This is a genomic window from Caulobacter sp. DMC95, from assembly GCF_056313785.1.
The window spans coordinates 526,265-547,691 of sequence record NZ_JBQUZP010000003.1; the positions used below are offsets into that span (position 1 = coordinate 526,265).

At 65.4% G+C, this 21,427-nt stretch carries 12 protein-coding genes; 3 read left to right on the forward strand and 9 right to left on the reverse strand.

The features are described from left to right. From rpoC to ACT53N_RS10595, 4 genes are all read right to left on the reverse strand, one after another. Positions 1–4,184, reverse strand: a 4,184-nt coding sequence (rpoC, locus tag ACT53N_RS10580; RefSeq protein ID WP_476063846.1) for a DNA-directed RNA polymerase subunit beta', incomplete at its 3' end; no start/stop codon positions are given. A gap of 98 nt (positions 4,185–4,282) precedes the next feature. Continuing rightward, positions 4,283–8,353 (reverse strand): DNA-directed RNA polymerase subunit beta, encoded by a 4,071-nt coding sequence (gene rpoB / locus ACT53N_RS10585; RefSeq protein ID WP_476063847.1) that lies wholly within the window; start codon positions 8,351–8,353, stop codon positions 4,283–4,285. Between the two features lie 293 nt (positions 8,354–8,646). After that, the gene (locus ACT53N_RS10590) at positions 8,647–8,805 is read right to left on the reverse strand and encodes a hypothetical protein (RefSeq protein WP_476063848.1); all 159 of its coding nucleotides are present in this window, start codon (positions 8,803–8,805) and stop codon (positions 8,647–8,649) included. 43 nt (positions 8,806–8,848) lie between these two features. Continuing rightward, positions 8,849–9,868, reverse strand: a complete 1,020-nt coding sequence (locus ACT53N_RS10595) for a WD40/YVTN/BNR-like repeat-containing protein (RefSeq protein WP_476063849.1) — start codon at positions 9,866–9,868, stop codon at positions 8,849–8,851. Between the two features lie 199 nt (positions 9,869–10,067). On the opposite strand from ACT53N_RS10595, the gene ACT53N_RS10600 reads away from it, so the two are divergent. Both ACT53N_RS10600 and corA read left to right on the forward strand, forming a co-directional pair. Beyond that, positions 10,068–11,102, forward strand: coding sequence for an adenosine deaminase (locus tag ACT53N_RS10600; protein ID WP_476063850.1), 1,035 nt, complete (start codon positions 10,068–10,070; stop codon positions 11,100–11,102). A 10-nt stretch (positions 11,103–11,112) separates the two neighbouring features. Continuing rightward, positions 11,113–12,081, forward strand: coding sequence for a magnesium/cobalt transporter CorA (gene corA, locus ACT53N_RS10605; protein WP_476063851.1), 969 nt, complete (start codon positions 11,113–11,115; stop codon positions 12,079–12,081). On the opposite strand, the gene ACT53N_RS10610 is transcribed toward corA, so the two are convergent. The 5 genes from ACT53N_RS10610 to ACT53N_RS10630 form a co-directional block, all read right to left on the reverse strand. Further along, positions 12,078–12,554 (reverse strand): DUF2199 domain-containing protein, encoded by a 477-nt coding sequence (locus ACT53N_RS10610; protein ID WP_476063852.1) that lies wholly within the window; start codon positions 12,552–12,554, stop codon positions 12,078–12,080. The genes corA and ACT53N_RS10610 overlap by 4 nt on opposite strands. Before the next feature lie 57 nt (positions 12,555–12,611). Then, a complete protein-coding gene (locus tag ACT53N_RS10615; RefSeq protein WP_476063853.1) occupies positions 12,612–13,610 on the reverse strand; it encodes a DegT/DnrJ/EryC1/StrS family aminotransferase in 999 nt (332 codons plus the stop codon). A gap of 127 nt (positions 13,611–13,737) precedes the next feature. Beyond that, positions 13,738–15,294 (reverse strand): class I adenylate-forming enzyme family protein, encoded by a 1,557-nt coding sequence (locus ACT53N_RS10620; RefSeq protein ID WP_476063854.1) that lies wholly within the window; start codon positions 15,292–15,294, stop codon positions 13,738–13,740. A gap of 144 nt (positions 15,295–15,438) precedes the next feature. Beyond that, positions 15,439–17,529, reverse strand: coding sequence for a 3-hydroxyacyl-CoA dehydrogenase NAD-binding domain-containing protein (locus ACT53N_RS10625; RefSeq protein WP_476063855.1), 2,091 nt, complete (start codon positions 17,527–17,529; stop codon positions 15,439–15,441). Positions 17,530–18,076: 547 nt separating this feature from the next. After that, the gene (locus tag ACT53N_RS10630) at positions 18,077–19,303 is read right to left on the reverse strand and encodes a serine hydrolase domain-containing protein (protein WP_476063856.1); all 1,227 of its coding nucleotides are present in this window, start codon (positions 19,301–19,303) and stop codon (positions 18,077–18,079) included. Between the two features lie 123 nt (positions 19,304–19,426). Here ACT53N_RS10630 and ACT53N_RS10635 point away from each other — a divergent pair, with 123 nt between their 5' ends. After that, on the forward strand, positions 19,427–21,355 hold the full coding sequence (locus ACT53N_RS10635; protein ID WP_476063857.1) for an ATP-binding protein: 1,929 nt from the start codon (positions 19,427–19,429) through the stop codon (positions 21,353–21,355). Positions 21,356–21,427 lie beyond the last annotated feature (72 nt).

A 21,427-nucleotide genomic window follows, 5' to 3' on the forward strand; every position in this document is an offset into this window, starting at 1 on the left:
GCGTCCGAAAGCGCGATCTCGGCCGGCAGCGGCTCCATCGCATCCTCGCGCTGCTGGGCCAGCTGCTCGTCGCGCTTGGCGGCGACGCGCTGCAGGCTGCGCAGGTAGGAACCCGTACCGGCGGGGATCAGACGACCCACGATGACGTTTTCCTTCAGGCCTTCCAGGGTGTCGGTCTTGCCGTGCACCGAGGCTTCGGTCAGGACGCGGGTCGTTTCCTGGAACGACGCGGCCGAGATGAAGCTCTTGGTCTGCAGCGAGGCCTTGGTGATGCCGAGCAGCACCGGCTGGGTCACAGCCGGACGGCCGCCGCGGGCGATCGCCTTTTCCTGCTCCTTGTCGAATTCCGGCTTATCAAGGTGATCGCCCTTGATGAGGCCGGTGTCGCCGGGCTCGATGATCTCGACCTTTTGCAGCATCTGACGAACGATCGTCTCAATGTGCTTGTCGTTGATCGGCACGCCCTGCAGACGATAGACCTCCTGGATCTCGTCGACGAGGAAGTTGGCCAGGGCTTCGACGCCCAGGATGCGCAGGATGTCGTGCGGATCCGGATTGCCGTCGATGATGTACTCGCCCTTGGTGATGTAATCCCCGTCGTGGACGGCGATGTGCTTGCCCTTCGGGATCAGGAATTCGACGGGCTCGGGCTGGTTGCCGTCGGCGTCGACGTCCGGCGTGATCTTGATCCGGCGCTTGTTCTTGTAATCCTTGCCGAATTCGACACGGCCGTCCATTTCCGCGATGACCGCGCAGTCCTTCGGACGGCGGGCTTCGAAGAGTTCGGCGACGCGCGGCAGACCACCGGTGATGTCCCGGGTCTTGGCGCCTTCGGTCGGGATACGCGCGATCACTTCACCCGGCTTCACCTCGTCGCCGTCGGCGACCGAGAGAATGGCGCCGGCCGACAGGAGGTAACGAGCCTCACCGCCGTTGCTGAGACGCTTGTACGAACCGTCTTCCGACAGAACGCCCATGGCCGGACGCAGGTCCGAGCCGCGAGCCGAGGTGCGCCAGTCGGCGACCACGCGCTGGGCGATACCGGTGGCTTCGTCGACTTCCTCGCGGATCGACAGGCCATCGACCAGGTCTTCGGCGCGGATCTTGCCGGCCACTTCGGTGATGATCGGGGTGGTGTAGGGGTCCCAATCACCGAGGCGCTGGCCGCGCTTCACGCTGTCGCCGTCCTTCACCCGCAGGCGGGCGCCGTACGGCGGCTTGTAGGTTTCACGCTCCTTGCCGTCGACGAGAACGCTGACGGTGGTGTTGCGGCTCATGATGACCAGGGCGCCGTCCGAACCCACGACCGTCGGGCCGATCACGCGGACCGTACCTTCGTTCGAGGCTTCGAAGAACGACTGCTCGGCCACCTGGGCGGTGCCGCCGATGTGGAACGTACGCATGGTCAGCTGCGTGCCGGGCTCACCGATCGACTGGGCGGCGATGACGCCGACCGCTTCACCGATGTTCACCGGGGTGCCGCGCGCCAGGTCGCGGCCGTAGCAGGCGCCGCAGACGCCGATCTTGGCTTCGCAGGTCAGGACCGAGCGGACCTTCACCGACTGAACGACCGCAGCCTCGATGGCGTCGGCGATGTTCTCGTCGATATAGGTGTCGGCCGGCACGACCAACTCGCCGGTGCCCGGATCCTTGACGTCCTCGGCCGTGAAGCGGCCCAGGACGCGCGCGCCCAGCGAGACCAGCACGTCGCCGCCTTCGACGACGGCGCGCAGGGTGATGCCCCGCGTGGTGCCGCAGTCTTCCTCGACGATGATGCAGTCCTGCGCGACGTCGACCAGACGACGGGTCAGGTAACCCGAGTTGGCGGTCTTCAGCGCGGTGTCGGCCAGACCCTTACGGGCGCCGTGGGTGGAGTTGAAGTACTCCTGAACGGTCAGGCCTTCCTTGAAGTTCGAGACGATCGGGGTCTCGATGATTTCACCAGACGGCTTGGCCATCAGGCCGCGCATGCCGCCCAGCTGCTTCATCTGGGCTTGCGAACCACGGGCGCCGGAGTGGGCCATCATGTAGATGGCGTTGATTTCCTTCTCGCGGCCGTTCTCGTCCTTATGCTTCATCTGAAGCTCGGCCATCATCTCGTCGGCGACGCGATCGGTGGCCTTGGCCCAGGCGTCAACGACCTTGTTGTACTTCTCACCCTTGGTGATCAGGCCGTCGGCGTACTGCTGCTCGTATTCTTCGGCGAGCTTGCGGGTCTCTTCCACGATCGCGGTCTTGCGGGCCGGGATGATGATGTCGTCCTTGCCGAACGAGATGCCGGCCTTGGCGGCTTCCTTGAAGCCCAGACCCATGACCTTGTCGGCGAAGATGACCGTCGCCTTCTGACCGCAGTGGCGGTAGACGATGTCGATCAGATTGCCGATTTCCTTCTTGGTCAGCGCCTTTTCGATCAGGCGGTGACCAATCTGCGGGTGGTGCGGCAGCAGGGCGGCGATCTTCATGCGGCCCGGCGTGGTGTCGATCACCTTGCGCAGCAGTTGACCGTCCGGAGTCATCTCGGTGTGGCGCGCCTTGATCTTGGCGTGCAGCGAGACGACGCCGGCGTCCATGGCGGCTTCGATTTCACCGAGGTCGGCGAAGATCTTGCCTTCGCCCGGCTCACCGTCACGCGCGACCGACAGGTAGTACAGGCCCAGGACGATGTCCTGCGACGGCACGATGATCGGGCGACCGTTGGCGGGCGACAGGATGTTGTTGGTCGACATCATCAGGACGCGCGCTTCCAGCTGAGCTTCCAGGCTCAGCGGGACGTGCACGGCCATCTGGTCGCCGTCGAAGTCGGCGTTGAACGCGGCGCAGACCAGCGGGTGCAGCTGGATGGCCTTGCCCTCGATCAGCTTGGGTTCGAACGCCTGGATGCCCAGACGGTGAAGCGTCGGCGCGCGGTTCAGCAGCACCGGGTGCTCGCGGATCACCTCTTCGAGGATGTCCCACACCTGCGGCTGCTCGCGCTCGACCATGCGCTTGGACTGCTTGACGGTGCCCGACAGGCCCTTGGCGTCCAGACGCGCGTAGATGAACGGCTTGAACAGCTCCAGCGCCATCTTCTTGGGCAGGCCGCATTCGTGCAGCTTCAGCTCGGGACCGACCACGATGACCGAACGGCCCGAGTAGTCGACGCGCTTGCCCAGCAGGTTCTGACGGAAGCGGCCCTGCTTGCCCTTCAGCATGTCGGCCAGCGACTTCAGCGGGCGCTTGTTGGCGCCCGTGATCACGCGACCGCGACGGCCGTTGTCGAACAGGGCGTCGACCGACTCCTGCAGCATCCGCTTTTCGTTGCGGATGATGATGTCGGGGGCGCGCAGCTCGATCAGGCGCTTCAGGCGGTTGTTACGGTTGATGACCCGGCGATACAGGTCGTTCAGGTCCGAGGTCGCGAAGCGGCCGCCGTCCAGCGGCACCAGCGGACGCAGTTCCGGCGGGATGACCGGAACGACCGTCAGCACCATCCACTCGGGACGGTTGCCCGACTCCTGGAAGGCTTCCAGGATCTTCAGGCGCTTGCTGAACTTCTTCTGCTTCATGTCCGAAACGGTGCCGGACAGTTCCTCGCGCAGACGCTCGGCCTCTTTTTCGAGGTCGATGGCCTTCAGCAGGTTCTGGATGGCTTCCGCGCCGATCTCGGCGGTGAAGCTGTCGTCGCCGTACTCTTCTTGGGCGCGCATGTAGTCGTCTTCGCTGAGCAGCTGGTGCTGCTTCAGCGGCGTCAGGCCCGGCTCGGTGACGATGTAGTATTCGAAGTAGAGGACGCGCTCGATGTCCTTCAGCGGCATGTCGAGCATCATGGCGATGCGCGAGGGCAGCGACTTCAGGAACCAGATGTGGGCGACCGGCGAGGCCAGTTCGATGTGGCCCATGCGCTCGCGACGGACGCGGGCCAGGGTGACTTCAACACCGCACTTTTCGCAGATGATGCCCTTGTACTTCATGCGCTTGTACTTGCCGCACAGGCATTCGTAGTCCTTGGTCGGGCCAAAGATACGGGCGCAGAACAGGCCGTCACGCTCGGGCTTGAACGTACGGTAGTTGATGGTTTCGGGCTTCTTGATCTCGCCGAACGACCACGAGCGGATCTTTTCCGGCGAGGCGAGCGAGATGCGGATCTGGTCGAAGGTCGGAGCGGCCTGGACCGGATTGAAGATGTTCAGGACTTCCTGGTTCATCTTGGTTCCTTCTGCGGGATTTCCCGCGAAAATTCTTGAGGGAGAGCGGGCTGAAAGGAGGCCCCTCCCCGCCCTTCAGGCGAGGAGGGAGATCCGGATCAGCTGTTCTCCAGCTCGACGTTCAGGCCGAGCGAGCGCATTTCCTTGACCAGCACGTTGAAGCTTTCCGGGATACCGGCTTCGAACGTGTCGTCGCCACGGACGATCGACTCATAGACCTTGGTCCGGCCGGCCACGTCGTCGGACTTCACCGTCAGCATTTCCTGCAGGGTGTAGGCCGCGCCGTAGGCTTCCAGAGCCCACACTTCCATTTCCCCGAAGCGCTGACCGCCGAACTGGGCCTTACCACCCAGCGGCTGTTGCGTGACGAGCGAGTACGGACCGATCGAACGGGCGTGGATCTTGTCGTCAACCAGGTGGTGCAGCTTCAGCATGTAGATGTAGCCGACCGTGACCGGGCGCTTGAACTGCTCGCCGGTCAGGCCGTCGAACAGGATCGACTGACCCGAACGGTTCACGCCGGCCATTTCGAGGTGATCCTCGATGTCATCCATGCGCGCGCCGTCGAACACCGGAGTGGCGATCGGAACGCCCTTACCCAGGTTCTTGGCCAGCTCGACCAGTTCCTCTTCGGTTTCCGGCAGTTCCTCATCCGGACCGTAGACGTCGCGGAGACGCTCGATCAGGGCCTGCTTCTGGCCACCGGCCTGCCAGTCTTCCAGCAGGTTGGTGATCTGCTTGCCGAGGTTGGCGCAGGCCCAGCCCAGGTGGGTTTCGAAGATCTGACCGACGTTCATGCGCGAAGGCACGCCCAGCGGGTTCAGAACGACGTCGACGTGCGTGCCGTCCGCGAGGAACGGCATGTCCTCGATCGGCAGGATGCGCGAGATGACGCCCTTGTTGCCGTGACGGCCGGCCATCTTGTCGCCCGGCTGCAGCTTGCGCTTCACGGCCACGAAGACCTTGACCATCTTCATGACGCCCGGGGGCAGTTCGTCGCCGCGCTGCAGCTTGTCGACCTTGTCTTCGAAACGACGGTCGAGGCGCTTACGGTTCTCGTCGAACAGGCGGCGCAGCGACTCCAGCTCGCCCATCGCCTTTTCATCTTCCAGGGCGATCTGCCACCACAGGCCCGAAGCCACTTGGCTCAGGTTCTCGGCGGTGATCTCGCCGCGCGACAGGCCCTTGGGACCCGACAGCGCGACCTTGCCGATCAGCAGTTCCTTCAGGCGGCCCGAGATGTTGCGGTTCAGGATCGCGAACTCGTCGTCGCGGTCCTTGCCCAGGCGGTCGATCTCGGCGCGTTCGATAGCGAGCGCGCGCTCGTCCTTGTCGACGCCGTGACGGTTGAAGACGCGCACGTCGACGATCGTGCCGGCGACGCCCGGGGGCAGGCGCAGGCTGGTGTCGCGGACGTCCGAAGCCTTTTCACCGAAGATGGCGCGCAGCAGCTTTTCTTCCGGCGTCATCGGGCTTTCGCCCTTCGGCGTGACCTTGCCGACCAGGATGTCGCCCGGCTGGACTTCGGCGCCGATCGCCACGATGCCGGCTTCGTCGAGGTTGCGCAGGGCTTCCTCGCCGACGTTCGGGATGTCGCGGGTGATTTCTTCCGGACCCAGCTTGGTATCGCGGGCCATGACTTCGAATTCCTCGATGTGGATCGAGGTGAAGACGTCGTCACGGACGATGCGTTCGGAGATCAGGATCGAGTCTTCGAAGTTGTAGCCGTTCCAGGGCATGAACGCGACGAGCGCGTTGCGACCCAGGGCCAGTTCGCCCAGCTCCGTCGACGGACCGTCGGCGATGATATCGCCCGCGCGGATCTTGTCGCCCACCTTCACCAGCGGACGCTGGTTGATGCAGGTCGACTGGTTCGAGCGCTGGAACTTCGACATGCGGTAGATGTCGACGCCCGAACGCGCGGGGTCGGTCTCTTCCGTGGCGCGGATGACGATACGCGTACCGTCGATCTGCTCGACCACGCCGGTGCGCTTGGCGATCACGACGGCGCCCGAGTCACGGGCGACGACGGCTTCCATGCCGGTGCCGACCAGCGGGGCGTCCGACTGCACCAGCGGCACGGCCTGACGTTGCATGTTCGAGCCCATGAGGGCGCGGTTGGCGTCGTCGTTTTCCAGGAACGGGATCAGGGCGGCGGCCACCGACACGACCTGGCGCGGCGACACGTCCATCAGGTCCACCGTCTCCTTTTGCAGGAGGGTCGGTTCGCCGTTGATGCGGCCCGGAACCAGGTCTTCCACGATCTCGCCGCCGTCGACCTTGATGTTCGACTGGGCGATGACGTGCTTGGATTCCTCCATCGCCGACATGTAGACGACTTCGTCCTGCGGCTTGCCGTCCTTCACGCGACGGTACGGGCTCTCGATGAAGCCGTACTTGTTCACGCGGGCGTGGGTGGCCAGCGAGTTGATCAGACCGATGTTCGGGCCTTCCGGCGTTTCGATCGGGCAGATCCGGCCGTAGTGGGTCGGGTGAACGTCGCGGACTTCGAAGCCGGCGCGCTCGCGGGTCAGACCGCCCGGGCCGAGGGCCGACAGACGACGCTTGTGGGTGATTTCCGAAAGCGGGTTCGTCTGGTCCATGAACTGCGACAGCTGCGAGGAGCCGAAGAATTCACGGACAGCGGCGGCGGCGGGCTTGGCGTTGATCAGGTCGTGCGGCATGACCGTGTCGATATCGACCGACGACATGCGTTCCTTGATGGCGCGTTCCATGCGCAGCAGGCCGACGCGGTACTGGTTTTCCAGCAGCTCACCGACCGAGCGAACGCGGCGGTTGCCCAGGTTGTCGATGTCGTCGATTTCGCCGCGACCATCGCGCAGGCCCACCAGGACCTTCAGCACGGCCAGGACGTCGTCCTTGCGCAGGGTGCGGACTTCGTCCGACACGTCCTGCTCCAGGCGCATGTTCATCTTCACGCGACCCACCGACGACAGGTCGTAGCGCTCGGCGTCGAAGAACAGCGACTTGAACATGGCCTCGGCGGCTTCCACCGTCGGCGGCTCGCCCGGACGCATGACGCGATAGATGTCGAACAGCGCGTCTTCGCGGATGGCGTTCTTGTCCACGCGCAGGGTGTTGCGCATGTAGGCGCCGACCGTGACGTGGTCGATGTCCAGCACGTCGATGGTGCTGAAGCCTTGGTCGGCCAGGGCCTGGATCGAGGTGACGTCCAGCTCGTCGCCGGCCTCGGCGTAGATTTCGCCGGTCGCCATGTTGACGGCGTCACGGGCCAGGTAGCGGCCCGTCAGGGCTTCCGGGGCCAGCAGCAGGGTCTTCAGACCGCCGTCGGCGAACTTCTTGGCCTGACGCGCCGTGATCTTGGTGCCAGCCGGAGCGACTTCTTCACCGGTGTCGGCGTCGACCAGCGGGAACTCCGGCTTCACGCCGCGCCAGCGCTCCGGCTTGTACGGGGTGGCCCAGCCGCCCGAACGCTTCTCGAACGGAACGACGTCGTAGAACGTGGTCAGGATCTCTTCGCCGTCCATGCCCAGAGCATAGAGGAAGGTCGTGGCCGGCAGCTTACGGCGACGGTCGATGCGGACGTAGACGATGTCCTTGGCGTCGAACTCGAAGTCCAGCCACGAGCCGCGGTACGGGATCACGCGGGCGGCGAACAGCAGCTTGCCCGAGGCGTGGGTCTTGCCCTTGTCGTGGTCGAAGAACACGCCCGGCGAGCGGTGCATCTGCGAGACGATGACGCGCTCGGTGCCGTTGACGATGAAGGTGCCCTTGTCCGTCATGAGCGGGATGTCGCCCATGTAGACGTCCTGCTCCTTGATGTCCTTGACCGAGCGGGCGCCGGTTTCTTCTTCGGTTTCGAACACGATCAGGCGCAGCTTGACCTTCAGCGGCGCGGCGAAGGTCATGTCGCGCTGAATGCACTCTTCAACGTCGTACTTGGGCTCTTCGAACTCGTACGAGACGTACTCGAGCACGGCGCGTTCGTTGAAGTCCTTGATCGGGAACACCGACTTGAAGACCGCCTCGACGCCTTCGTCGCGACGCAGGCCCGGACGGGTCTCGCGCTGAAGGAACTGCTCGTAGGAGGAGCGCTGAACCTCGATGAGGTTCGGCATCTGCACAGCCTCGGGAATGCGGCCGAACGACTTCCGGATCCGCTTCTTGCCGGTGAAGGATTGCGCCATGTTGTTTCCCTGCGGCGCGGACGGAGTCCGCGCGTGAATTCGAATATCCGCTGCGTCCACCCTCGCCGCTCCCCTGTTCGGAGAGCTGCGGACGCTGGAATTCCCCTGTCGGGCGACCGGGACCGGAAGCCTGACGGGCGCCCCTTCGCGCTGGTCGGAGGGCGGCTGACCGCGCCTCGGGGCGTAATACGGACGCGCGTAAGCGCTCCGCCGATGTAATCGTGAACGCGGGGATATAGGGGAACAGGATGAAGAAGGAAAGGGGGATTCGTAACGCGGCGTGAATGCCGCGATCAGCCCTTGCGCAAGGCCTTCATGGCCAGCGAGACGCCCAACCCGATCAAGCAGATGAAGAAGGCGACCTTGGTGATCGCGCCGGCCACGTCCACGACGAAGCCGAGAACCCCGAACAGGATCATGAGCGCGAGAAGGAGACCGGCGAGCTTGAGCATGGGGGATGAACGCAGGCGACCAACGAGGGTTCCACGTCTCCTCCTAGCCTTTCCAGAGACCGATCGCTCCCTTCGGACCACACAGCACCGCGGTCTTCTCAGAGGTCATACGTACGCTGTTCATCGGCGCCGCCGAGACGCGCTCGAACGCGCCGCCGCCCCGGCTGACGATAGTCCCGGCCAGACCGGTGGCCATCACTGTGCCGCCCTTCGCCGAAATCCCGGACAGATAGCCGGCGGGCGCTGCAACCGGCTCGAACGCCAGGGCGCCCGGCGCCAGGCGCGCAAGGTTCACGCCCTTGCCTTGGGGACTCTTGTAGTCGCCGCCGCAGACCCACAGCGCGCCATCCTTGGCGAAGGTCACGGCGAACGCGCCCTTTGACGGCGCATCCGCCAGGATCGGCGTCTCCATCGCCACGAAGACGCCCCCGCCGCCGCGCGACAGATAGACCCGCGCCCGGCCCGCACCGCCCGTGCAGAAGGCGACCTGCCCCCGCCGGCCGATGGCGACGCAGCCGTTGCTGGCGGCGAAAGCGCCCTCGTTCGCCGCAGCCAGCGGCACGCCGCCAGGCTTCAGCCTCGCCCACGTCTGGCCCGCGTCTTCCGTGTAGAGCACGGTGAAGCGGCCCTGGGTCGGGTCTCCAAGGATGTAGCCGCGCTTCTTGTCGACAAACGCGATCGAGTCCCAGAAGCCGTCCGGATCCTGATTGATCGCGATCCGCGTCCAGGTCTTGCCGCTATCCCGGGTGCGCCAGAGCTGCGAGGCCTCGCCTGGGCCAGCGCTCATGGCCAGGACATGCTGGTCATCGAACGCATGGAGCCCCCGGAAGTCGAGCGCCTCGGCGCCGACGATCCGGAAGGCGTCCTGATGCTGACGCTCGCCCCGCACAACCCAGCCCTTGGAGCCGGACGCCCAGAAGGTCTTGCCGCCAGAGGGCGAAAGTCCTCGCAGCTCGCTGTCAGTCGAGGAAGCAGGGATCACGAGACCGCCAAGGTCGGCTCGCGCGAGAGCCGGAGAAGCGGCCAAGGCCGCGCCAGCGATGATGAAGTTTCTGCGGTTCATGCCAACCTGCCCAAGCTCGAGACTATGGCTTCCGGCGAAATAACGAGCAACGCAACCGAAAATCCGGGTCCCGCAGATGCTAGCGGGGTCGGCTGGGACTGCTCGTAGCCGGCGAAATTTCACCTCGCGCGCGGACGGCGCCAACCTTCTCGCGCCGGCTTGCTTGAAACCGGGGCCGATGGCGGCCCATAACTGCCGCATGACCGACGCTTCCCTCGCCCCCATCGCCTCCGCCGAGTTCGTCAGGGGCCTGCCCAAGGCCGAATTGCACATGCACATTGAGGGCAGCCTTGAGCCCGAACTGATGTTCGCGCTGGCCAAGCGCAATGGGATCACCCTGCCCTTCGCTTCGGTCGAGGAGATCCGCGCGGCCTACGACTTCTCGAACCTGCAGGACTTCCTGGACATCTACTACCAGGGCGCAGGAGTTCTGATCACGGAAGCTGACTTCAAGGATCTGGCGCTGGCCTATTTCCAGCGCCTGGCGGCCGACGGCGGGACCCACGCCGAGATCTTCTTCGATCCTCAGACCCATACCGATCGCGGGATCGCCTTCGACACGGTCATGAACGGTCTGCTCGCCGGCATGGACGAGGCAGAGAAGACTCTGGGCGTCACCTCCAAGCTGATCCTCTGCTTCCTGCGCCACCTCTCCGAAGAGGCCGCGTTCGAGACGCTGGAGCAGGCTAAGCCCTGGCTCGCCAAGCTGGCGGGCGTGGGCCTGGACAGCTCCGAAGTCGGCCACCCGCCAGCCAAGTTCGCCCGCGTGCTGCAGGCCTCGCGGGACCTCGGCTTGAAGGTCGTGGCCCACGCCGGCGAGGAAGGCCCGCCGGCCTATGTCTGGGAGGCCATCGACCTGGTGAAGGTCGACCGCATCGACCACGGCAACCGCGCGCTGGAAGACGAGGACCTGACCGCGCGTCTCGTCAAGGACGGTGTCACCTTGACCGTCTGCCCGCTTTCGAACCTGAAGCTGTGCGGCGTGCCCAGCCTGGCCGTCCACCCGCTCAAGCGGATGCTGGAGCTTGGCCTGAAGGCCACGGTGAACTCGGACGACCCGGCCTATTTCGGCGGCTATCTGCTGGAGAACTACCTGGCCACCGCCGACGCCGTGGGCCTGACTCGCGAGGACATCGTGACCCTGGCCAAGAACAGCTTCGCGGGTTCGTTCCTGAGCGACGCCGAAAAGGCCGAGCGGATCGCGGGGGTCGAGGCCTACGCGGCCGCCCACTGAGTCCGCGGCCATGCCTGTCATCGCCGCGACCGCCTACAAAGCCGGCCAGCCCGTTCGCGCGCTGGACCTCGCCGAGCCCGAAGCGCTGACCGCGCGCGCCGGCGAGTTTGTCTGGATCGGCGTGGTTGAGCCGACGCCGGACGAGATGCAGGTCCTGGGTCGCGTGTTTGGCCTGCACCCCCTGGCGGTCGAGGACGCGCTGAACGCGCGTCAGACGCCCAAGGTCGATGTGTATGGCGACCAGCTGTTCGTGGTGGCCAAGACCGCGCATCTGGAAGGCGACCGCATCGCCTATGGCGAGACCGACTTCTTCGTCGGGCGTCAGCACCTGATCACCGTCCGCCACGGCAGCGCCCGGGCTCACACCGAACTGCGCGCCCAGTTGGAGGCGACGCCAGGCCTGCTGGCGCATGGCGTCGACTACGTTTTGCACGCGGTGCTGGACTTCATCGTCGACGGCTACATGCCGATTGTCGACCAGATCGAGGAAGACCTGCAGGCGATCGAACAGCGCGCCCTTGACGCCTTCCTCAGCCGGTCCGAGATCACCCGCATCTTCGCGCTGCGGCGCTCGCTGATGAAGTTCAAGAAGATGCTGGGTCCGATGGCCCAGGTGGCCAGCGCGCTCGAGCATCACGACCTCCCCTGCATCGACACGGAAGTGAGGATGTATTTCCGTGACGTGCGCGACCATATCCAGCGCACCGAAATCCTGGTCGACGGCCTGCGCGAGGTGCTCACCTCGGTCTTCGAAATCGCCAGCCTCTTGGAGCAACAGCGCCAGGGCGTGATCACCCGCCAGCTGGCGGCCTGGGCCGCGATCCTGGCGGTGCCGACGGCGATCGCCGGGATCTACGGCATGAACTTCGAGCACATGCCCGAACTGAAGTGGGCCTATGGCTACCCGGCGGTGATCGGCGGAATCGTCGTGGTGTGCGGCCTGCTGTATCGGCGCTTCAAGAAGGCGGGCTGGCTTTAGGCCCCGCAGACTTCGACGATCTCGCGATGCCGCGCGGCGTCGATGCCATTGCGTTGCTCGTCGGCTAGCCGGCTCTTGTCGCCCTCCAGCAGCAACAAGGTCGGCCGCTCGTCCGGGGTCTGAAACTGGATCAGCAGGCGCGTACCCAGGGTCGTGCCCGGATAGGGCGCAAGGCGATTAGCCAATTTGGCCGGGTGCGGCGGCTCCTCGCGGCCGTCCTCTTCGTAGAGCTCGAGGTAGCGCTGGAACACGTCGGCCTCGACCTCGGCCCAGGCGCCCCAGCCGAAATAGTCGTCCTGGCCCTTCAGCGGCACCGGCAGGATGCAGCGGATGAAGTAGCGATCGCCCCACTGGCAGAGGTCGTCGTCATAGCGGACCTGCGCATCAAGCTCGGCCTCCGGCAAGGCGAAGACCTCGTCGGGAAGCCCAAAGCCCCAGTCCAGGGAAAGCGGCTCGGGAGGGGCCTTGGCCATCGGATCTCTCGGCGTGAAAACGACGCGCCGATGCTTAGGCCAAGTCGGCGGCGGCCTCTACCCCAACGCCGCGCGCAGCGCGTCGCAGAGGCGATCCAGGCCCTCGATGTCGAGGCCGGGATCCAGGTTCAGCACGACGGTCGAGGCCGCCAGGTGATCTGCGTTCGGGGTCTCGTCAGCGGCGAGCGTGCGATCCCGGACAGCGCAGCTGGCGGCGACACCGGCCGCCTGGAGCTTCCAGGCCACCGCGCCGGCGTCGTCGGTCGGGAGGCTCAGCGCGCAGACCGGCGAAATCCAGCTCATGCCCCAACCGGGCTGGAAACCGACGCCGCTGTCGAGCAGCAGGACGCGAAGCTGCTGGGCCACGCCACAAAGGCGCTGGCGCAGGCCCGGCCAGGCGGCGAGACCGTCGTCGCCCGCGAACGGTGCGGCTTCGACAGCGTTGACCGGGACAGCGTCCTCGCAGGCCAGGAACACGCCCTGCCCGCTGGGCAGACCCACTAGCACCGGCACCGGCGCTTCAATAATCACGTCGAACGCGCCGTGGGCATCGACCAGGATCGGCAGCCCCGTCTCGTCCCGGAAGGCGGCCCAGGCCCGCATGTCGGGCGCCCGGCCGTGGGCTGCGGCCGGCACGATCGCCTCCAGAGGTCCGGGCGCCTCTGGCAGCCGCTCGCGCAGATGGTCGGTGTCGAACATAGCGCTGAACGGGTCGACGTCGACGAGCCAGGCCTTGAGCCCTGCAGCGGCGACGCCAGCGAGCGTCTCCGGATCGGCCAGGGCCGAGACCACGCAAACACCGCCCGAGCGCACGCCCAGGGCTCTCAGAGCCGCCGCTGTGGCCTCACTCCGAGCCGCGAAGGCGCGAGCGGCGACCGGCCGGACGAAACGAGCGGCCAGCCGCTGTTCCAGATCTGAGGCGTAACCTGCGGCGCCGAGCGCCTTGGCGACCGCATCGAAATCGATGGGTCCACCTGGCGCACGGACAAGGGTTTTCGCCTCACGCGCCAAGTCGGCGAGCGTACTAATCGGAGCGGCGACGGGCTTCGGGCTCATGAGCTTGAACGCAATCCACGACGAACCGGGCGACCTGATGGCCGCACCATATGGTTAAGCAACCGTATTCATCGATTCCGCTCGCCCTAATGCGGCGCGCGGTCGCGGCAAAAAGCGCCGCTCAAGCTTACTGACTGGGCGAGTTTTGCCATGAGTCGCGCAGTTCGCGCTTCAGGACCTTGCCGATGTGGCTGCGGGGCAGGCTATCGACGATCACAACCTCGGCGAGGCGCTGGGTCTTGCCGACCTGGCCGTTGACGAAGGTCTTGATGGCGTCGGCCTCGGCGGTCTGCCCGCTCTTCAGCGCGACAAAGGCCACCGGCGTCTCGCCCCAGGCGTCGGAGGGCACGCCGACCACCGCCGCCTCAACCACCGCCGGATGCTGCACCAGCACCGCCTCCAGGTCGGACGGATAGATGTTGAAACCGCCGCTGATGATCATGTCCTTCTTGCGGTCCATCAACGTGAGGAAGCCCTCCTCGTCGAACCGGCCGACATCGCCGGTGCGGATGAAGGTCCAGCCCTCGGGCGAGATCCAGGTCGCCTCTGCGGTCTTGTCGGGGCGGCCGTGGTAGCCGTTCATCATGCTGGCCGAGCGACCGACGATCTCCCCGACTACGCCTGGGCCGACCTGCTGACCGTCTTCATCGACCAGCCGGATGTCGTGGCCGGGCGCTGGGCGGCCGACCGTGTGCAGCTTGTCAGGGTGCTCATGGGCCATCAGGATGCAGGTCCCGCCGCCCTCGGTCATGCCGAAGTACTCGACCAGACCGCCGGGCCAGCGCTTGAGCACCTGGGCCTTGAGGTCTGCGGCGAACGGGGCGCTGGTGCAGAACTTCATCCGCGTGGACGAAAGGTCATGGGCGTCGAAGTCCGGATGCTCCATCAGCCGGCGGTACTGCACCGGCACCAGCATGGTGTGGGTCACGCGATGCTTCTGGGCCAGCTCCAGATAGCGGACCACGTCGAACTTCTTCATCAGCACCACGGTCCCGCCGCCCGCTAGGGTGGGGAAGAAGCAGACCAGCGTGGTGTTCGAATAGAGCGGCGTCGACAACAGGCTGACGGGCGTGTGGCCGTAGCCGATCGCGTCGCCGACGAAGATGTGCTTCCAGCGCATGCCGTGCGACTGGACGATGCCTTTGGGCGTGCCGGTCGTGCCGCTGGAATAGATGATGTTGAACGGGTGCTTGGGTCCGATCTCGACCGGTGCGGGCGTGGCGCCATCTGGCGCCAGCCAGGCGTCAAAGGCCTCGCGGGCGGCGGAGCCGTCGAGCGCGATCTGGCGCACCGGGATGGGCGCAGGCTTCTGGGCCTCCGCGACGCCCGCATCCAGGAAGAACAGTCTGGCGCCGCAGTCGGCGACCATCACCGCGATCGACTCCGGTGTAGACGACGGCGCGATCGGAGCCACCGCAACGCCGGCGCGCAACGCGCCCAGGAACAGGGCTGCATAGGGGATCGACGACAGAGCGCAGACCGCCACCGCCTCGCCGGGCTTGATCCCGTCGCGTTGCAGAGCCACCGCGACGCGATCGACCAGAGCGTCGAACGCCGCGTAGGTGACGGCTTCACCGGTCTCCATGACCACCGCCGGACGCTCGGGGTTCTCCTGGGCGCGGATCCGCAGAATCTCGCCGATGGTCCCGTAGTCGGCGGCGATCATGGCGGCGAGGGTGGACATGCAAAACGCCTCTACAAAACCCCCTTCCCCCTTGGATGGGGGAAGGGTTGGGGATGGGGGTGACACCGTCAGACGTGGGGGCGCGGCTTCAACCGCCGCATCACCCCACCCCTACCCCTCCCCATCAAGGGGAGGGGAATTCAACTAAGCGTCCTTGAAGCCCTTGCCTTCAGCCACTAGGCGCTCGAGCAGAGCTGAGGGCTTGAAGTCGTCTCCGAGCTCGGCGTGGAACTGCTTCATCTTGGCCAGGACCTTGTCCAGGCCCACGAGCTCGCCCCAGAACATCGGGCCGCCGCTATAGACCGGCCAACCGTAGCCGTTGATCCAGACGATATCGATGTCGGAAGCTCGGATGGCCTTGCCTTCCTCGAGGATCTTCGCGCCCTCGTTGACCATCGGATAGAGGCAGCGCTCCAGGATCTCCTGGTCGCTGATCGCACGGCGCTGGATCTGGCGCTTCTCGGCGAAGTCGCGGATCACCTCTTCAACCACCGGCGACGGCTTGGCGTTGCGGTTCTCGTCGTAGTCGTAGAAGCCCTTGCCGTTCTTCTGCCCGCGACGGTCCATCTCGCAGAGCACTTCGCGCACGGTCGAGGAACTGGTCTTGGCCGGATCCCAGCCGATGTCGAGACCGGCGAGGTCGCTCATCGCAAACGGCCCCATCGGCAGTCCAAAATCGTAGAGCACCCGGTCGACATCCCACGGCATCGCGCCTTCCAGGATCAGCTTCTGGGCCTCGCGCTGGCGCTGGGCCAGCATGCGGTTGCCGACGAAGCCATAGCAGACGCCGACCAGCACCGGCACCTTGCCGATGGTCTTGGACAGCTTCATGCAGGTGGCGATGACCTCCTTGGAGGTCGCATCACCGCGCACCAGCTCCAAAAGACGCATCACATTGGCCGGCGAGAAGAAGTGCGTGCCGATCACGCTTTCCGGACGGCTGGTGCAGGCGGCGATCTCGTCGACGTTCAGGTACGAGGTGTTGGTGGCCAGGATCGCGCCCGGCTTGGCGATCTTGTCCAGCTTGCCGAAGACCTCCTTCTTGATCTCCATCAGCTCGAACACGGCTTCGATGATCAGGTCGCAGTCGGCCAGGGCCTCCATCTCCATGGAAGGAGTCAGCAGGCACATGCGCTTTTCGACGTCGTCCTGAGTGAGGCGGCCCTTCTTGGCGGTGTTCTCGTAGTTCTTGCGGATGACGCCGACGCCGCGCTCGAGGTTCTCCTGCTTGGCCTCGATGATCGTCACCGGGATGCCGGCGTTCAGGAAGTTCATGGCGATGCCGCCGCCCATGGTGCCGGCGCCGATCACGCCGACCTTCTTGACCGGGATGGTTGGGGTGTCGTCCGGCACGTCGGGGATCTTGGCCGCCTGGCGTTCGGCGAAGAACACGTAGCGTTGGGCGGCAGACTGGCTGCCGGTCATCAGCTCCATGAACAGCTTGCGCTCGGCCTTCAAACCTTCGTCGAAGGGCAGGTTCACCGCCGCCTCGATGCACTTGATGTTGTTCTCGGGCGCCATGAAGCCCCGGAACTTCTTGGCGTTGGCCTTGCGGAAGGCCTCGAAGATCTCGGGCTTGCCGCGCGCGGCCTCGACCTTTTCGTTCAGGTCACGGACCTTCTTGAGCGGACGGTTCTCGGCGACGACGGCCTTGGCGAAAGCGATGGCGCCCTCCCGCAGCTTGCCTTCCTCGACCAGCTCGTCGAACAGGCCCATGGCGTGAGCGGCCTTGGCCGGCACATGCTGGCCGCTGGTCACCATCTCAAGCGCTTTCTCGACGCCGACGATACGCGGCAGGCGCTGGGTGCCGCCGGCGCCGGGCAAGAGGCCGATGTTCACTTCCGGCAGGCCAGCCTTGGCCGACGGAACAGCGACGCGATAGTTGGCCACCAGCGCCACCTCCAAGCCGCCGCCCAGAGCGGTGCCGTGGATGGCTGCGATCACCGGCTTGGGTGAGTTCTCGATCGTGTTCTGCACGTCCTGCAGCGACGGACCGGTCATGGCCTTGCCGAACTCGGTGATGTCGGCGCCGGCGATGAAGGTCTTGCCGTCGCAGATCAGCACGATGGCCTTGACGGCCGGATCGGCGATGGCGGCGTCGAACGCGCCCGCCAGGCCTTCGCGGACGGCGGCCGACAGCGCGTTGACCGGCGGAGAATTCAGCGTGACGACGCCGATGTCGCCTTCGACGGAAAAATCGGTGACGGCGTTGATCGCGGCCATGGCGGCTTCCACCCCTGTTTCTTGGTTTGAACGGTTGTTTGATCGCAGCGTGCATGCTCCGCCGCGGATGTCCAGACCTACGCAACGGCGCCCATTTCGCGGGCGCCCCAGGTTGACGGCCGGAAATGCATACTACAAATTCGAAATCAGAAGTTCGGCCGAGATCATCCGTGGGCTCGGAGGCGGCGCCGGGGGGCTGACCGGCGCATACCCTCCTGAAATCCAGAGAGAATGATCCGCGCCGGGGAGGGCGTTCGCGGGATTCCATAGGCTTTGGGCGCGCCTTGCACGCGTCCTGACGTTTCGAAGTTGATGGATTTCGCGAGCGTGACGTATTGCTCGCAATGCGTCGGACTTTGGTAAAGCGCAACTCGGCGCGGGAGGCCCTCCCGCGCCGTTTTCTTGATGTGGCTAAGCCCCCCGCCGTCTCGTCGCTTCGCGCCGATCCACCTCCCCCGCACGCGGGCCAGTAGGGAGAGCTTTCCTCCTCCCTCATGAAACGGGGGAGGAGGCGCGCGGCGCCGCCGCGTGACGGAGGGGGCGCTTCCCAGCTCCGGCCTTACCCCGCAGCCTCGGTGAAGCTCGAATAGACGAGGGTGCGCAACTCGCGACGGATCGGGTACGAGGTCGATGGCATCAACTGGGTCATGAACACCACCGCCAAGTCCTCGACCGGATCGATCCAGAACGCCGTCGAGGCCATGCCGCCCCAGAAGTACTCGCCATGCGAGCCCAGATTCTTGGTCCGGGCCTGATCGATGGTCATCGCGAAGCCGAGGCCAAATCCGAGGCCTTCAAACACCGCTTCGCTGAACAGCGACTTCGACGCCTGAACCAGCTCCTGGCCGCCGGGCAGGTGGTTCATCGTCATCAGCTTGATCGTCTTGGGGCTGAGCAGGCGCACGCCGTCCAGTTCGCCGCCGTTCAGCAGCATGCGGCAGAACCGCATGTAGTCATCGGCCGTCGACACCAGACCGCCGCCGCCCGATTTCACCGACGGGTCGGAAAGGTACCTGCTCTTCTCGGGATCGTCCTGGAGCACCACCTTGCCCGACGGCGTCAGGGCGTAACAGGCGGTGAAGCGCGCGCGCTGGCTTTCAGGCACGAAGAAGCCAGTGTCGACCATCTTCAGCGGATCGAAGATGCGGGTCTTCAGGAACACGTCGAACGGCATGCCAGAGATCACCTCGACCAGGTAACCCAGGACATCGGTCGCGACCGAATAGTTCCAGGCCTCACCTGGCGAGAACTCCAGCGGCACCGTGCCGAGGGTCTCGACAAAGGTCTTCAGGCCGCCTTCGCTGTCGACGCCGTCCAGCTTCAGCTTTCGATAGGCCGCGTCGACATTGGTGCGCTGCTGGAAGCCGTAGGTCAGGCCCGAGGTGTGGCGCAGCAGGTCGATGGTGCGCATCGGCTCCTTGGTGCGCGTCGTCTGGAACGCGCCGGCGACACCCGCCTGGAAGACGCCGAGGTCGCGCCAGGCCGGAATGAAGCGGTGCACCGGATCATCCAGTGAAGCCAGCCCCTCCTCGACCAGCATCATGAAGGCGACGCTGGTGACAGGCTTGGTCATCGAATAGATGCGGAACAGGCTGTCGGCCTTCAGGGGCTTGCCGCGTTCGACGTCGGCGCTGCCCAACACAGAGGTATGGGCCAGCTGCCCCCGTCGCCAGACTTGAGTCAAGGCGCAGGGCAGTTTTCCCGAGTCGATGTACTTGGCCTGGATGAAGCTATCGATGCGCTTCAGGCGCTCTGACGATAGTCCTACGGCTTCTGGCGTGCTCAACGTCCTGCTCTCCCCTTTTTCACGTCTTGATTGGCTCGGACCAGGACTCGCGCCGAGGCATTATGCCGCAACGTAAACTTTACCCAACCCTGCGCATCATCGATTGAAGACGAGCGAAGCGGGATGGGCAAGCACTTGGACACCGAGGCTGCCACCAGAATCGAGGCCGCCGCGGCTGACTGGTTCTTCCAGAACAGCCTCGAGATGTTCGTCGTGCTGCGCGACGACCGGATCATCCGCGTCAATCCCGCCTGGACAACATTGGCCGGCTGGAGCGCCGAAGAGACCCTGGGACGGCAGATCCGCGATTTCTTCCATCTGCACGACACCGAGGTTCTGACCGCCGCCGGCCACACGCTGCGAACCGTCGGCCACGCCCACAGCGAAAACCGCCTGGCCCGAAAGGGCGGCGGCTGGCTTTGGGTCCGCACGCAATCGACCCTGCTCGAAGGCGGCGGACAGCTGATCGTCTTTCAGGACATCAGCGAGGACCGAGCACGCGAGGCCGCCCGCCTGCAGGCCGAACGCTCCAACGAGCTGCTGCGCAACGCGGCCGGCGTCTATGTCTGGCGCTTCAATCCGCGCAAGGGCGTCTACGTCTTCGACCAGGACATACCGACCCCGAGCGCGCCCGAGGGCGGGGCTCGGACGATGACGGTCCCCGAGATGACCCTGTCGATTCACCCCGATGATCGCGCGCGGGTGTGGCAGGCTTTTTCGCGAACCCTCCACACGGGCGAGCACGTCGAGCTTGACTACCGCTACCTCGACCCTGGCGCCGAGGCGTGGATTCACCTGCACGTGGCCTGGCGCGGCGTGCGCGGATCCAGCCCCGACGCCTTCGACGTCATCGGCATTACCCAAAACGTCACCGAACTCGTCGCGGCGCGCGACGCAGCTCTCGCCGCCGCCGAGGCCAAATCGCAGTTCCTGGCCAATATGAGTCATGAAATTCGGACGCCGATGAACGGCGTGCTCGGTGTGTTGCACCTCCTCAAGAACGAAAAGCTATCCGACGACGGTCGCCGGCTGCTGACCGAGGCCCTGGGATGCGGCGAAATGCTGTCGGCGCTGCTGAATGACATTATCGACTTCTCCAAGATCGAGGCCGGGAAGCTGGAGTTGTCCGCCGAGCCCGTCTGCCCGGCGACCTTGTTGCGCGGCGTCGCCGACATGCTTCGCGCGCAGGCCGAGGCCAAAGGACTGTATCTTCGAGTCGAGGCGTCCGGTGATCTTGGCTGGGCCGCGACCGACCCCCTTCGCCTGCGTCAGGCCCTGTTCAACCTGATCGGCAATGCGGTGAAGTTCACGCTGGAGGGCGGCGTCGTTGCGCGGCTGTCCGGACACAGAATAGACAGCCCGGAAGGCGCGCGTTTAAGGCTGCGGTTCGAAATCGACGACACCGGCGTCGGCATCGACGAGGAGGCCGGCGCTCGGCTGTTCGAGCGCTTTCGGCAGGGCGACGGTTCGACCACACGGCGGTTCGGGGGCTCAGGCCTGGGCCTCGCAATCTGCAGACGGTTGGCCGAAATGATGGGCGGCGAGGTCGGCTTTGAGAGCCAACTCGGCAAGGGCTCGACCTTCTGGCTTGAGGTGGAAGCGCAAGCCAGCGCGCGCCCCGACCTGGAGGAAGCACAAGCCGATGGCGCCCTATTCGAAGGGCTCCGGGTGTTGCTGGTGGAGGACAACGCCACCAATCGACTGATCGCGACGCGCATGCTTGAGGCGCTCGGGGCGCGGGTCGCTACCGCTGAAGACGGCGCGCAGGGAGTTGCGGCGGCGCGCGAGGGCTTTGACCTGATCATGATGGATATCCAGATGCCGGTGATGGACGGCGTCGAGGCCACTCATCGCATCCGCGCCATCAAGGGCCCGGCCGGCGCCACGCCCATCCTGGCCATGACCGCCAACGCCATGGCGCACCAGAAGGCCAGCTATCTTGCGGCGGGGATGGACGGCGCCGTCGCCAAGCCGCTGTCGCCGATGGCCCTGGCGCAGACGATCGCCGCCGTCATGACAACGGATCGACCAACTCAGCGGAAAGTCTCCTAGAACGCTCTCAGAGCAATCTCGCCTGAAACAATCCTGACAAATCTGGGCTGTAGGCAGCCACTATTGTCCCGT

Excerpts from the sequence above, each read along its gene's own strand:
- ACT53N_RS10595 (WP_476063849.1), bottom strand. The coding sequence starts at position 9,868 with ATGAACCGCAGAAACTTCATCATCGCTGGCGCGGCCTTGGCCGCTTCT.
- ACT53N_RS10610 (WP_476063852.1), bottom strand. The coding sequence starts at position 12,554 with ATGGCCAAGGCCCCTCCCGAGCCGCTTTCCCTGGACTGGGGCTTTGGG.
- ACT53N_RS10600 (WP_476063850.1), top strand. The coding sequence starts at position 10,068 with ATGACCGACGCTTCCCTCGCCCCCATCGCCTCCGCCGAGTTCGTCAGG.
- ACT53N_RS10620 (WP_476063854.1), bottom strand. The coding sequence starts at position 15,294 with ATGTCCACCCTCGCCGCCATGATCGCCGCCGACTACGGGACCATCGGC.
- corA (WP_476063851.1), top strand. The coding sequence starts at position 11,113 with ATGCCTGTCATCGCCGCGACCGCCTACAAAGCCGGCCAGCCCGTTCGC.
- rpoB (WP_476063847.1), bottom strand. The coding sequence starts at position 8,353 with ATGGCGCAATCCTTCACCGGCAAGAAGCGGATCCGGAAGTCGTTCGGC.
- ACT53N_RS10615 (WP_476063853.1), bottom strand. The coding sequence starts at position 13,610 with ATGAGCCCGAAGCCCGTCGCCGCTCCGATTAGTACGCTCGCCGACTTG.
- ACT53N_RS10635 (WP_476063857.1), top strand. The coding sequence starts at position 19,427 with ATGGGCAAGCACTTGGACACCGAGGCTGCCACCAGAATCGAGGCCGCC.
- ACT53N_RS10590 (WP_476063848.1), bottom strand. The coding sequence starts at position 8,805 with ATGCTCAAGCTCGCCGGTCTCCTTCTCGCGCTCATGATCCTGTTCGGG.